The sequence below is a fragment of the Micromonospora alfalfae genome (assembly GCF_022230925.1).
GTDB lineage: Bacteria > Actinomycetota > Actinomycetes > Mycobacteriales > Micromonosporaceae > Micromonospora > Micromonospora alfalfae.
In genome coordinates this window covers 296,622-309,613 of sequence record NZ_JAKKFH010000008.1, presented here as the reverse complement: position 1 = coordinate 309,613, position 12,992 = coordinate 296,622, and the positions used below count along the sequence as shown (strand labels likewise).

The following is a 12,992-nucleotide window of genomic DNA, read 5'->3' as shown; positions in this document are numbered from 1 at the left end:
GTCCAGACATGACGACGCCTCATGGACTGGAACTCGCGCCTGAAACCTTATGGCGTCTCGGCTATCGCAATTTCACGCGGCAGCAGGTAAAAGATGCTTTGCATGAAATCTACGAGGCGCTGGAGTTGGCGGTGGGGAGTCGCCTCGCGAACCAAATGAATAAGAAGCAACTCGATGAGTTCGAACGCCTGTCCACCTCCGACCAGCGCGCGCTTGCCTGGTTGGAAAAAACTGTTCCGAATTACAAACAAGTAGTGCACGACGAATACGATCTCTTGTTGAGAAGACTCGAAGGTGCGATTACGCTAGCTCGACGTCAACATCGGGACAGAGGTATGTCGGGAGAAGGTCAATCGTGAGCAGTCGAGCCGATATGGTCTGGGAGGGCGTTCTCACTACGCCAGCCTCGCTCCAGCCGCAAGTTGCACAGATAGAGCAACTAATCGGACCGTCAGAAACCTTCAAGCCAAACGGGACTACTACGCATTTCAGCGACGGTGCTGGGTCATTGATCGCGATAACAGGCGGACGCGGATCGGGTAAGACTACGCTGCTTGCAGCCACATGCGCTCACCTAAGGAAGACCAATCGAGCGGTGGTGCTGCCGCCGCTGCAGCCGCAGATCTTCGAGGCGACTGATTCACTCTTGCTTGCTTTGCTTATACAGGTTGAAGATTGGATCTCGAGCAGACTCAGCCGAGCGACCAATGAGAACGGACACGGTCACGATGTCATGGCAGCCATTGCTGAGGCGACTCGAGGCATCAGCGTGTCGACCGGCGGTGCCCTCGAAGCGCTCCACGCGAGCCGCGAAAGTACCGGACAGTACGGTGTGGACGCGGCATCCATCGTCCGTCATCGTGTGCGAGCCGCCAGCCAACTGGAGCGCGTGTTCGTCGAGATCGCTCGCGGCCTCGGGCTGCCTCCGACCACGCCGGTAATCGTACCGATAGACGATGCCGACCTGAGTCCGGTCCATGTCCGCGGAATACTGGATGCGATTCGAGCCCTAGCGCAGGTCTCGCAGGCAGTACCCATCATATGCATCGACCGTCGACAGTTGCAACTTGGTGTGGCAGCGGACATAGTGGGCAGCTACAAGGGGCATCTAAATTACACGGATGCAACGCAACTAAGCACACAGGTCATCGCGAAGATGCTGCGTCCAGAACGAACCATCTCACCTCCATGGCTATCAATCCCAGAGAGGATCGCATTCACCCCGATCGGGGAGACGGTTAGCCTGGGGGCGCTATTGGGTGAGCGCTCCGATCCGACATCGCTGTCGTCGCTCATTTGGAGCCTGGCCGAACGATACGGTGATAGTGAACTACGGGGTGCCAATGCTTGGCTCCCCGAAACTCCACGTGAGCTTGAGTATGTATGGGAAACCGTCTCTGCAATTCAGCGCGTGCCATCAAGCGAGGTCCTTCCGGTCCACCACGTGCGGAGACTAATCCAACATCTTTTCGATTACGGGCGCGAATACGATGTTGCGGTGGAGAGCGCAGTCAGTGGAGTAGGCAAATCGAGTAAGAAAGGCCTGGTTCTGAAGTGGCCCGCTGCAAGTCTTGGCGTGGCTGCGGCAGGTCGATTCGCGACCGCGGTGAGCACGGGCCGCCTTCGCCTGCGAGTACGGAAGCTGGCTCGAATTACGGCCATCGTAGCGGCTGAAGCTTCGGACGCAGCTTCAGGGGCGAACGAAGCTCGCTCGCTATCACCAGGCACCGTTGCGGGTATTCAGGCCCTTGAGGAACTGGCAATTTGCGGGAGATTAGGGACCGCTGGTAAAGTAATGCCGTTTTACATTGGTCTACGTGAGTTTGAGTTCCTGCAGTCGGTCCCAATCAACGGCGAGACCACGGATGATCAATTCTTTTTCATGCCTGACTCATCAGGAGTGCAGGCAATAAATCGGGCGGGCACGGCGTGGAACGACTTGGTCTCGTACGCTAGGCGCAGTAGTCGTGAGCGACAACGAAGTGGCGCAACCGAGATGGTGCGGAAGCTTATCCACTTGGTTACGACGTACTGGTTGAAAGGAACAGAGTCCGCGCTCGCTGCTAAGCGAATCCCAGCGCTCCAAAGATCCATGCAATCGGCGAGTCTCGAGTACCTTAAACGCGTCCAGAACGATGATGTATCGCATCACGAGATGTACTCGTTGAGTCGAGCCTACTGCCATTGGTTCGAGCAGCGTCTGCCATATCTCTTCCACCAGAACCTACTTGAGCGTGAAACGGTTTCCGTCATCGAACAGTGGTTGGATGCGATTTCGGCGGGCCCGCGTGCAGTTGAGGCGACTACCGAGCTGCGCGCCGCACTGGAGGGCCGGTTTAGCAAGAAGTTCGACGAAGAGCGCCGTCGGAAGTTGGGGGAGAATAGCTGGATATACGGTTACGAGGCCCTGGCCGGCAACATTGGTACGGAATTGCATGCAGACATCCTCGTGTTCCGTGATCCGTACAACGAACGGCGCAGGTCCAGGCCAGCCGGCTCCAAAGTTCTCGTAGGTGCGGTCGGTTTGTCGGAGGCTAAGGGAACATACGAGTACTCCACCCACAACACGGTCGAGGGCGATGACGACATGAAGGTGCTTTTGGAGGTCCTAGAGCAATACCGGTCGCGGTAGCACGGTGTTACTCATACCCTTGGCTTCGGCCTTGCTCACAGACGTATCGCTCTTGGGCATGAGCTCAGCCGAACTGAACCGGCAGGCGTTCGAACTTGATCATCCTCATCGGATGGCTTCACTGGTCCGTGATCGAATACACTTGACCCAATTGGGCCATGAGATCTCCGGACTGTACGACGAAGATCTAATTAGTGTGTGTGCCGCATGCGGATATGATGTTGGTATTCTCGTGTCGCAATTGGCTGCCGTACCGGCCGCAAGTTGGGACAATTCTCGGAGCTGGATACCGTGGGATCTGATTATTGGCCCCGGTGGCATAGCTCTCGACCGTGAGGATCGATCGGCTGGCGACGGTCTAATTGCGGACCCCCATCTCCACTCTGGTGCCGCGCTCAGCCTCCGGCTGTTCTGTTCGTTGCTTGTTAGCGGATCTGGCAGTCTTCAGCCAAGTGTTGAGGGAGTCTACTCCACCGACGCGCGCGGGAATCGGTTTGATGTTTGCACGCTCATTCACGCCATTCGCCATCAACTACAATTTGTGGGTACATCTCCCAATGCTCGCTATCAGCGAACATTTTTCAAAGAATTGGATGATGGCTCATTCTGGCGGCTAACTCGCGCCGCAGTACTGAGCGATGAGCCTGATGAGTTCGTCCGACGGCTGCTCATCAACGATGGGCCAGCCGATCCAGAGGCTGCACTCGCGTGGATTGCGCGCGAAATCTCCTCTTGCAATCCTGCTGCGGTTCCGATTTTTTCCGCCCTGTGCCTGTTGAATCACGAGCTTCGCAGCATGCCGAACGATAATCTATCGAGATTTGTCGACAGATTTGACCAAATGGGATTGCTCCGCGACAGCACACTAGCGAACGGCCGTGCTGAGATAGTGGCCCAGGCCTGTGAGGTCGTGATGCCGAGCGATGCCGTGGTTGCTGCGGAGTTTCGAAAGACAGTGGCGGTTGGTCGAAATGGCGGATCGCCCGAGAATAAGCTGCGCCTCTCCCTCTTGGACCACCTCGATGGATTCGTTCGGTACTCGAGCACGAGCGGCCGATCGCCGCGGCTTTCAATGCCGGTGACTTTTCTTCGTCAGCGGGCGAATGACGGCGTGCCCAACAGTGATGAACTCTTGTCGCACTATAGGCTCCGGGCGATATGGGCTGTATATGCCGGCATCGTAAACTTTTCTGATGCTTACCCGTCGATGGCATCGTACATTACTGCACTAGATGTAGTGGGCAACGAGATCTCGACGAGTAATTGGCCTTTTGTCGCGATATATTCAGATGCGCTCGCGCGTCCATCATTGCAGCACATGTCGCTGACCGCTCACGCGGGGGAGTTTTTTCGTTGGCGAATGGAGGGCCTTCGTTCAATCGGACAACTTCTCCTCCCGAATACGGTCGTCTCTCGGATCGGTCACGCGTTGGCCTTGGACGACGAGTTGCCAATACCTGCTTTTCGAGGTTCCTTGACAGTGCGGGACCTAGTCGAAGATCTCTGTTGGCTGTTTCATGCGGACGTGCGTGTGAGCGAAGTCGAGGCACACCTCGAGCGTGTGCTCACGCTTACGAACCTCGGGTCCTATGGTGTGGCCATGTCACACATATTGGACGCGTGGCTGGTCCGACGTTCCCTGACTGGACTCGAAGCGCAGGCGTTGATCGGTAGTGATGTGCGGTCATCGAATGATTGGCCGGCGGAGGTGCTGCCTTTGTCGGCGTTCGTAACGAGACCGGATCGGCGCGCCCTCATTTCGTTGATCTATAAGGGTCCTGGGCCATTGGGGCGACTAGATGCGCCGATAGACAGTGTTTCCAACAAAGTGGTTCGCGACTATCTTGACTGGTCAGATGGAATTGGCGATGAGGTATCACATCTTCTCGGAGAACACCTTCGGCAGCGCTCGATCGTCGTAGAGAGTTGCCCGACGTCGAACGTCGCTCTATCGGGAATTGCTAGTTTCGATCGGCATCCCATCAGTCGGTTCGTCGCTCGAGATCTCGTGGTCTCTATTAGCTCGGACGATCCCATGATTTTTGGTACCGATGTGGTGGAGGAGGCGAGAATGGTTGGAATCTATTTTGGAGATGCTGTACGACAGTCTGTTTCGGCGACGTCCCTGCGTTCGTGCTGCCCGCAGTCTCGTCCGCTGGATCGCGAGCACCGTGGACAGATCCGCAAGTGGCTACGTGGGATGGATCCTGTGCGCTTCTCAGGGTGAATTCGTAGCGATCAACTCGGCTCTGGGCCGGCCATGCTGGGCTGTCAGCTCAGCGCCGCCGCCTTGCCGAGCAGCACCGAGCGTTCGCGCTGATTGGCGCAGAGCCGGGCGGCCAGCTCCAGCTCGGTGCGCGCCTCCGGTAGCCGGCCGAGGCGGGTCAGCAGCTCACCGCGTACGGTCGGGACGAGGTGTGACCCGGGGGAGCCGGTTCGAGGCGATCAGCTCGTCCACGATGGTCAGGGCGTGTGCCGGGCCCGAGGCCATGGCGACGGCGACGGCCCGGTTGAGGTCGACCACCGGCGAGGGCGCGACCCGGCTCAGCGTCTCGTAGAGCCGGACGATCCGGGCCCAGTCGGTCTCCTCGACCGAGGGCGCCGACGCGTGCGTGGCCGCGATCGCGGCCTGTAGACCGTAGGGGCCGAGGCCGCGCTGCGATGCCCTGGCCAGCGCGGCCAGCCCACGGCGGATCGCCGGGAAGTCCCACAACCGGCGGTCCTGGTCTTCAAGGAGGATCGGGGTGCCGTCCGGCTCGGTCCGGGCCGGAAAGCGCGCCGCCGTCAGCTCGCACAGGGCGAGCAGGCCGTGCACCTCCGGCTCGTCCGGCTGGAGCGCGGCAAGTGTGCGTGTCAGCCGGATCGCCTCGTACGCCACGTCGGTGCGCAGCAGCCGGTCGCCTGACGTGGCCGTCGACCCCTCTGTGAAGATCACGTAGAGGACGCTGAGCACCCCGCCCAGCCGCTCGCGGCGCTCACCGACCGGCGGCAGCTCGAACGGTACCCCGGCCGCCGCGATCGCCTTCTTGCCCCGGGTGATGCGGGCCTGCACGGTTGGCACCGGCACCAGGAACGCACGGGCGATCTCTTCGGTGGACAGGCCGCCGACCACCCGCAGGGTGAGCGCCACCCGTGCCTCGCGGGAGAGCACCGGGTGGCAGCTGACGAACATCAGCGCCAGCACATCGTCGTCGATCGCGTCGGTGTCGATTTCCTGATCGAGGGCGGGACCGGCCGCCAACAGGGCGTATCGCTCCTGGAGGGCGACCCGGCGGCGGATCGCGTCGATCGCCCGCCGCCGGGCCGTGGCCATCAGCCATCCGGCCGGATTGGCTGGAGCGGCACGTGGCCAGCACACCAGCGCCTCGGCCACCGCCTCCTGGGCGGCGTCCTCGGCCAGCCCGAAATCACCTGTGAACCGGGTCAGCGCGGCGACGATCCGCGCCGACTCGATCCGCCAGACGGCCTCGACGTCGGCCGTACCCATCAGACCTGGCCGTTGCTCTCGCCACCCTGCGGGACCTCGTCGGCCTCGGCCACCCGCCGGACCTCGATCTTGGACCCGCGGACCGCCGGGACCCGCTTCGCCCACTCGACCGCCTCCTGTTTCGTGGCGACATCGAGCAGGAAGTAGCCCCCGAACAACTCCCTGGTCTCGCCGTACGGACCGTCGGTGACCACCGGTGCCTCGCCGCTGAAGTCGACGACGACGCCCTGACGCGGATCGTCCAGCCCTTCGGCCGCGACGAGGACGTCGGCCTTCATCATGTCCTCGATGAATTGGCGGGTGGTGGCCATCATCTCGTCGAGATTGGCCATCATGGCCGCGTTCGTCTCATCGGTGCCCCGCATGATCAACAGGTACTTCGGCATCGCGTTCTCCTCATCCGACGGGGCCGTCTCCCGGCCCCAGCATTCCCACGTCGAACGGGCGGCCCACGGATCGACACGGACCCGGACCATTCTTTCCCTGTCACTGCTCCGCGATCTTGCACTTGCTGTCCCGGCATACGGGGCACCTCACCCATGTCGACAACTGAAACTGCATGATCGACGCGGCGGGGAGCGCCGCCGCCGCTTGATTCGATCGGTAATCGTCAATAGATTGAGGGTGGGCGCCGCCGGGGTCCGGGCGACCGGGCCGTCGGCGGCTGACAGGTCCACCCCCGAGCCGGGCATTTCGGTCGTACGCGCGACCGGTCGCTGTGGCGCGCCGCCGCGCCGCATCCAGGGCACGTTGTCGCGCCGCGTCCGTCCAGGGCGCGCCGCCGTGCCGCCTCCGCTCAGCTCGATGGCAGAAGGACCCTTCATGACGATTTTCCGTGCCCGCCCCGCCGCGACCCTGGTGGTCGTCGCCGCGCTGGCCGCCGCTGCGACCACAACCGGAGCGGCAGTGCTCAGTGGCCCCGCCACAGCCGCTCAGGGTTGCCGGGTCGACTACACGCCCAACCAGTGGCCCGGCGGATTCACCGCCACCGTCAAGGTCTCCCCGGGGGACGCCGCCGTCTCCAGTTGGACAGTCACCTGGACGTACGCCGGCGACGAGCGGGTCACAAGCGGCTGGAACGCCACGGTCAGCCAGTCCGGATCGACGGTGACCGCCCGCAACGCGTCGTACAACGGCAGCATCCCGGCCGGTGGCTCCACCGAGTTCGGGTTGCAGGGCACGTACGGCTCCAGTGGTGGCGCGCCGACCGGGTTCAGCCTGAACGGCGTAGCGTGCAACGGCGCCACGCCGCCGCCAACCACACCTCCGCCAACCACGCCTCCGCCAACCACGCCTCCGCCGACCACCCCTCCGCCGACCACCCCTCCGCCGACCACGCCGCCGCCGACCACCCCGCCGCCCACCACCGAGCCGCCGACCGGATGTGCCGGCGCGGTGCTCTGCGACGGCTTCGAGGGCCAGACCGGGTCGACGCCGTCCGGTGACTGGGCCGTGGTGAGCCCGGACTGTTCCGGCGCGGGTACCGCCACCATCGACACGGCGACCACGCACAGCGGCAGCCGGTCGGTTCGGATCAACGGCGCCGCCGGGTACTGCAACCACGTCTTCATCAGATCCACGAAGAACCTCGGCAGCATGGGCAGCGTCCGGTACGGCCGGGTCTGGGTCCGGCACACCACCGCCCAACCCACCGAACACACCACGATGATGGCAATGGCCGACGCCGCCGACGGCAACAAGGATCTGCGGTTGGGTGGCCAGAACGGCGCCCTGCAGTGGAACCGTGCCTCCGACGACGCGACACTGCCCGAGCAGAGCCCGGCCGGGGTGGCGCAGAGCGTGCCGCTGCCCACCAACCGGTGGACCTGCGTGGAGTTCATGGTGGACGGTGCGTCCGGTCAACTGCGCACCTGGCTGGACGGCACCGCCATCCCCGGGCTGACCGCGGACGGCGCACCGACGCACGACATCGACGGCCAGTGGTACAACCGCACCTGGCGGCCGCAGCTCACCGACCTGAAGCTGGGCTGGGAGAGCTACGGCGGCGGAGCCGACACCCTCTGGTACGACGACGTCGCGCTGGGGTCCAGCCGGATCGGCTGCTGACCCGTCGGGGTCGTGGGCGGGGGTCGTCAGCGGCGCTCGCCCTGGTGCTGAATACGTCGAGGGTGTGACCCGGGTTCCGGGTCACACCCTCGTCTGCGTCTGCGTCGACTGGAGCGGGCGGTGCCCGGAACGCCGGACTGCTTCCGCTGCGGCCTGGCACACCACACCCCCGCCTGCCAGGCCGCGGAGGCGCTGTTGCTATGTTCACGCCCATGAAAACCGTTTTCATTAAGGCGGCCATGTGCCTGGTGCTGGCCGCGGCCGGCTGCTCCGACGGTGGAGCCGCCGCACCGGTCGCGCAGGGCCACGCGGCCACCCCGGTCCACCTGACCAACTGCGGACTGCCGGTCACCGTCGCCGCGCCACCCCAGCGAGCGATCGCACTGGAACAGAACGCCACCGAGATCATGCTCAGCCTCGGTCTCGCCGACCGGATGGTCGGCACCAGCTACCAGACCGACCCGGTGCTGCCCGACCTGCGCCCCGCCTACGACAAGGTGCCGGTGCTGGCCAAGCTCTACCCCTCACGAGAGGCGGTCCGGGCGGCGAACCCGGACTTCGTCTACTCGACCTACACCTCGGCGTACGCGCCGGACGCCGCGGGTTCGCGCGCTGACCTGGCCACGCTCGGCGTACCGGCGTACCTCTCCGGGTTCGCCTGCGAGAAGCCGGCGGACGCGACCCAGACGGTCACCTTCGACGGGATCTTCGATGAGATCCGCGACATCGCCGGCGTCTTCGGCGTGCCGGAGCGGGCCGACAAGCTGATCCACGAGCAGCAGAGTCGGTTGGACGCCGCCCGACGTGCGATGCCAACGGCCGCGCCGAACGCCGGACCGTCACTCCTCTGGTACTACTCCGGAACGAGCACCCCGTACGTTGCCGGACACGGCGGGGTTCCGGACGCGATCAGCTCGCTGCTGGGCGCCCGCAACACGTTCACCGATGCCAGCCAGAAGTGGCCGGCCGGCAACTGGGAGGAGATCGCCAAACGCAACCCGGCGGTGATCGTGCTGGCCGATCTGACCAGGGGTGGAGACGGCGACAGTGCCCAATCGAAGATTGACTTCCTGCGCCGCAACCCGGTGACGTCGAAGCTGGACGCGGTGGTCGCCGGACGGTTCGTCACAGTGCCCGGCTCGTCGATGGACCCGTCGATCCGCAGCGTTCAGGCGGCGGAACTGGTCGGTGCCCACCTGCACGGGACCGTCCGATGACCCCGCCTGCCGGCACCGATGTCGCCGCGCTCGACCAGTCGGCCGCCCGCCGCCTGCTCGAACTCTGGAACGACCAGCAGTCCGCCTACGTGGCCCACCGCGACCTGCGGTTCGACGCGATGGCCGACGTGCTGCGGCTGCACTGCCCGGACGATCTCGCGATCCTCGATCTGGCCTGCGGTCCCGGTGCGATCAGCGACCGGATCCTGGCCCAGTTCCCCCACGCCATCGCCGTCGCGGTCGACTACGACCCGATCCTGCTGAAGGTCGCGCGGCGTGCCCTGGACCGGTACACGCCGCGGGTCGAGGTCCACGACGTCGACCTGGTGGCCGACGGCTGGGAGCAGGCGCTGACCAGACGGCGAATCGACGCCGTGCTCACCTCGACGGCACTGCACTGGCTCGCGCCGGAGCAACTGCTGCGGGTCTACACCACCGCGGCGCGGTTGCTGCCCGCCGGTGGTGTGCTGCTCAACGCCGACCACCTCCGCTACGACGAGTCGGCGCCCACCCTGCGCGACATCGCCGGTCGGCACGACGCGCAGGTGCAGCAGGAGGCATTCGCTGCCGGAGCGCTCACCTACTCCGCCTGGTACGCCGAGGCGGCCCGACACCCGGAACTGGCCGGGCTGGCAGCCCAGCGGGAACGGCGGTTCGCCGACCGACCGCCGCAGGCCCCGGCCGCACTGGGGTTCCACCTGGCTGCCCTTCGCACGGCCGGGTTCGCCGAGGTCGGCACCGTCTGGCAGTACCTTGACGACTACGTGGTGTTCGCGCGCCGATGAACCCGCGAGTCGTACGATCCCTCGTCTCGGCGAGCGGCCCGCACGGGTCGACGCGACGAGACCCGCCACCCCGCACCGGCATCTCGAGAAACGGCCGGTACGTCCTTCCGTCGGCAGTGCTCCTGCTGCTGGTCACCATCGCCGCGGCGGTCAGCGTGGGCTCGGCCGATCTGCCGATCGACAGCGTTCTGCGCGCGGTGGCCAGCCATGTGGGCCTCCCGGTCCAGCCCCTACCGCCGTTGCCGGACAGCATCGTGTGGGATCTCCGGTTACCCCGGGTGCTGTTGGCCGCGTTGGTCGGTGCCGGTCTGGCGGTGTGTGGGGCGGTGCTACAGGCGCTCACGCGCAACCCGCTGGCCGACCCGTTCCTGCTCGGTGTCTCGTCCGGCGCCTCCACCGGAGCGGTGGCGGTGCTGGTACTCGGCATTCGGATCGGCGCCGGCCCGGTCGACCTGACCACCGGCGCGTTCGTCGGCAGCATGACCGCGTTCGGCGCGGTGCTGCTGCTGGCCGGCCGGCGGGCCGGCGAGCCGACCCGGATCGTTCTCGCCGGGGTGGCCGTCTCGCAGCTCTTCAGCGCGGTGACAAGCCTGATCGTGATCTCCGACGCGCACACCCAGGACACCCGTAGCGTGACGTTCTGGCTGCTCGGCTCGCTGACGGCGGCCTCCTGGGCATCGGTGGCGCTGAGCGCCGTGGTTGTCGGCGTCGGCCTGCTGGTCTGCTGGGCCAGCGCGACGGCGCTGGACGCGTTCGCGTTCGGCACCGATACCGCCCGATCGCTCGGCTTCTCTCCCGGACGCACCCGGCTGCTGCTGTTCACAGTCACCGCCCTGATGGCGGCCGCGTTGGTCGCGGCGAGCGGTGCCATCGGTTTCGTCGGGCTGACAGTGCCGCACGCCGTACGGTTCCTGTTCGGCTCCGGGCATCGGACGTTGCTGCCCGCCTGCGCGGTGATCGGCGCGATCTTCCTGATCTGGGCGGACACCGTGGCGCGGACCGTCTTCTCACCACAGGAGCTGCCGGTGGGCGTGCTCACCGCGCTGCTCGGGGTGCCGGTGTTCGCGCTGGTCATGCGACGCCGGACGGGTACGCCGTGATCGCGCCGGGCGCTGCCGGTCGGGGAGTGGGCGACAGTGGTCGGGCGACCGGCGGTGACCAGTACCCGGCGGGAGCGTTGCCGGCGCGGCTGGACGCGGACGGGATCGGATGGGGCGTGGCCGGCGTGCGGATCCTTGCCGGGGTGGCGCTCACCGCCGAACCGGGCGCCACGGTCGGGCTGCTCGGGCCGAACGGCTCCGGCAAGTCGAGCCTGCTGCGACTACTTGCCGGTCTGACCCGGCCGGAGTCCGGGCGGGTGCTGCTCGATGACGTCGCGGTGGACGCGGTACCCCGGCGTGCGCTGGCTCGGCGAATCGCGGTGGTCACCCAACAGGTGGCCACCGACGTGGAGATGTCCGCACTGGAGGTGGTCCTGCTGGGCCGGACCCCGTACCGGCCACGCCTCGCCGGGGTCGGGGCCGGGGATGTGGACCTGGCGCGGCGCGCGCTCGCCGAGGCGGGCCTGGCCGGGTTCGAGCAGCGGCGCTGGTCCAGCCTCTCCGGTGGTGAGCGGCAGCGGGTGGACCTGGCCCGCGCTCTGGTGCAGGAACCGGATCTGCTGCTGCTCGACGAGCCGACAAACCACCTGGACATCCGGCATCAGCTGGAGTTGCTGCGATTCCTCGCGGAGTCGGCCAGCACCGTCGTGGTGACCCTGCATGATCTCAATCTGGCCGCGCAGTACTGCGACCGGCTGGTGCTGTTGCACGGTGGACGAGTGGTCGCGGCGGGTACGCCCGTCGAGGTCCTCACCACCGGCCGGATCGAGCAGGTGTATCAGGTGCGGACGGACGTTGCCATCGCCGCTGACGGCCGGCCCCGGATCTGGTACCGCAGCCAGGCGACGTAGGCGCCGACGGAGCGCGGGCCGAGCCGCCGCGGCACACAGATCCGTACTTCACACGCGAGGATGTCCGAACACTGTTTGGTCCGCACTGTGGCAAGGGCGGGGAGCGCGTTGCCGTGTCCGCCCTCGGCAGCCGTGCGGTCGGGGACCGAGGAGAGACGACAATGGACCGTACGTTGAGCGACATCCTGGACGCGGCGGCGCGCGGCCACTTCCCGCCACCTGACGGCGGGACGACAGTGGTGTCGCAGCCGAGCCGCCGCGACGCCGGAGTCATCGCCTTCACCGGACACTCGGTGGTGTTCACCGACGAGGATCCCCAGTGGGTACGTCGTACGCTGGCCACCCTCGACTGTGACTCCCTGGCGGCCACGATGAATCCGCGCTTTCTGGGTGCGCTGCTCGACCGCACCCGGCGGTCCATGGACACGATCGACCTGCTGACCGTCGCGAGTTGCCTTGCCGGGCCGCCCCCGCTGCGGCTGACCGAGCTTGCGGACGGCGATCATCCCCGCGAGGTAAGGGCCCGTCGGCGCCGTGACGACGTCCGCGTCTGGGCCGTCGAGGGCGGGGTGGTCGTGCTCGGCCGGGGGGTGGCCGGCCGGTGGGAGGCGGCGATAGAGGTCGACGACGAGCGTCGCCACCGGGGCCTGGGGCGGGCGCTGGCGACGGCCGCCCGACATCTGGTGCCCGACGGTCAGCCGGTCTGGGCCCAGCAGGCCGCCGGTAACGCGCGCAGCGTGCGTGCCTTCCAGGCGGCGGGGTTCCGGCCGGTGGGCGCTGAGGCGCTTCTTCTCCGGACGTAGGCGCTGTGCCGGACGAGCCGGTCGTACCACTGTGGGCCGAACCGTGATCG

The 12,992-nt window shown here is 65.9% G+C and carries 11 protein-coding genes; 9 read left to right on the top strand and 2 right to left on the bottom strand.

Annotated elements, in window-relative coordinates; translation table 11 throughout:
* The first annotated feature begins 8 nt into the window (after positions 1-8).
* The 3 genes from MED01_RS08055 to MED01_RS08045 are packed head-to-tail and all read left to right on the top strand — an operon-like array spanning position 9 to position 4,859.
* Positions 9-359, top strand: coding sequence for a DUF5663 domain-containing protein (locus tag MED01_RS08055; RefSeq protein ID WP_238667877.1), 351 nt, complete (start codon positions 9-11; stop codon positions 357-359).
* A 14-nt stretch (positions 360-373) separates the two neighbouring features.
* Complete coding sequence (locus tag MED01_RS08050; RefSeq protein WP_372493615.1) at positions 374-2,632, top strand: P-loop NTPase fold protein; 2,259 nt, start codon at positions 374-376, stop codon at positions 2,630-2,632.
* 58 nt (positions 2,633-2,690) lie between these two features.
* Positions 2,691-4,859 (top strand): hypothetical protein, encoded by a 2,169-nt coding sequence (locus tag MED01_RS08045; RefSeq protein WP_238667875.1) that lies wholly within the window; start codon positions 2,691-2,693, stop codon positions 4,857-4,859.
* 165 nt (positions 4,860-5,024) lie between these two features.
* Here MED01_RS08045 and MED01_RS08040 read toward each other — a convergent pair whose 3' ends face one another.
* Together MED01_RS08040 and MED01_RS08035 are read right to left on the bottom strand one after the other, a co-directional pair.
* A complete protein-coding gene (locus MED01_RS08040) occupies positions 5,025-6,119 on the bottom strand; it encodes an RNA polymerase sigma factor (protein WP_308193432.1) in 1,095 nt (364 codons plus the stop codon).
* Positions 6,119-6,505, bottom strand: coding sequence for a YciI family protein (locus tag MED01_RS08035; protein WP_238667874.1), 387 nt, complete (start codon positions 6,503-6,505; stop codon positions 6,119-6,121). Before MED01_RS08035 ends, MED01_RS08040 begins: the two co-directional genes overlap by 1 nt.
* A 436-nt stretch (positions 6,506-6,941) precedes the next feature.
* Between MED01_RS08035 and MED01_RS08030 the strand changes: the two genes are divergently transcribed.
* The 6 genes from MED01_RS08030 (at position 6,942) to MED01_RS08005 (ending at position 12,942) form a co-directional block, all read left to right on the top strand.
* Entirely contained in the window at positions 6,942-8,186 is a 1,245-nt protein-coding gene (locus MED01_RS08030) for a cellulose-binding domain-containing protein (RefSeq protein WP_238667873.1), read from the top strand.
* Between the two features lie 212 nt (positions 8,187-8,398).
* Entirely contained in the window at positions 8,399-9,403 is a 1,005-nt protein-coding gene (locus tag MED01_RS08025) for an ABC transporter substrate-binding protein (RefSeq protein WP_238667872.1), read from the top strand.
* Positions 9,400-10,188 carry a class I SAM-dependent methyltransferase gene (locus tag MED01_RS08020; protein WP_238667871.1) on the top strand — a complete coding sequence of 263 codons (789 nt, stop codon included), beginning with the start codon at positions 9,400-9,402 and terminating at the stop codon, positions 10,186-10,188. The genes MED01_RS08025 and MED01_RS08020 overlap by 4 nt, the downstream gene beginning before the upstream one ends.
* On the top strand, positions 10,185-11,288 hold the full coding sequence (locus MED01_RS08015) for a FecCD family ABC transporter permease (RefSeq protein WP_238667870.1): 1,104 nt from the start codon (positions 10,185-10,187) through the stop codon (positions 11,286-11,288). Before MED01_RS08020 ends, MED01_RS08015 begins: the two co-directional genes overlap by 4 nt.
* On the top strand, positions 11,285-12,139 hold the full coding sequence (locus tag MED01_RS08010; RefSeq protein ID WP_238667869.1) for an ABC transporter ATP-binding protein: 855 nt from the start codon (positions 11,285-11,287) through the stop codon (positions 12,137-12,139). The genes MED01_RS08015 and MED01_RS08010 overlap by 4 nt, the downstream gene beginning before the upstream one ends.
* 161 nt (positions 12,140-12,300) lie before the next feature.
* Positions 12,301-12,942 (top strand): GNAT family N-acetyltransferase, encoded by a 642-nt coding sequence (locus MED01_RS08005; protein WP_238667868.1) that lies wholly within the window; start codon positions 12,301-12,303, stop codon positions 12,940-12,942.
* Positions 12,943-12,992: the final 50 nt, after the last annotated feature.

Coding starts and splice junctions, on each gene's coding strand:
- MED01_RS08035 (WP_238667874.1), bottom strand. CDS start 6,505: ATGCCGAAGTACCTGTTGATCATGCGGGGCACCGATGAGACGAACGCG.
- MED01_RS08015 (WP_238667870.1), top strand. CDS start 10,185: ATGAACCCGCGAGTCGTACGATCCCTCGTCTCGGCGAGCGGCCCGCAC.
- MED01_RS08020 (WP_238667871.1), top strand. CDS start 9,400: ATGACCCCGCCTGCCGGCACCGATGTCGCCGCGCTCGACCAGTCGGCC.
- MED01_RS08025 (WP_238667872.1), top strand. CDS start 8,399: ATGAAAACCGTTTTCATTAAGGCGGCCATGTGCCTGGTGCTGGCCGCG.
- MED01_RS08045 (WP_238667875.1), top strand. CDS start 2,691: ATGAGCTCAGCCGAACTGAACCGGCAGGCGTTCGAACTTGATCATCCT.
- MED01_RS08055 (WP_238667877.1), top strand. CDS start 9: ATGACGACGCCTCATGGACTGGAACTCGCGCCTGAAACCTTATGGCGT.
- MED01_RS08005 (WP_238667868.1), top strand. CDS start 12,301: ATGGACCGTACGTTGAGCGACATCCTGGACGCGGCGGCGCGCGGCCAC.
- MED01_RS08040 (WP_308193432.1), bottom strand. CDS start 6,119: ATGGGTACGGCCGACGTCGAGGCCGTCTGGCGGATCGAGTCGGCGCGG.
- MED01_RS08050 (WP_372493615.1), top strand. CDS start 374: ATGGTCTGGGAGGGCGTTCTCACTACGCCAGCCTCGCTCCAGCCGCAA.
- MED01_RS08030 (WP_238667873.1), top strand. CDS start 6,942: ATGACGATTTTCCGTGCCCGCCCCGCCGCGACCCTGGTGGTCGTCGCC.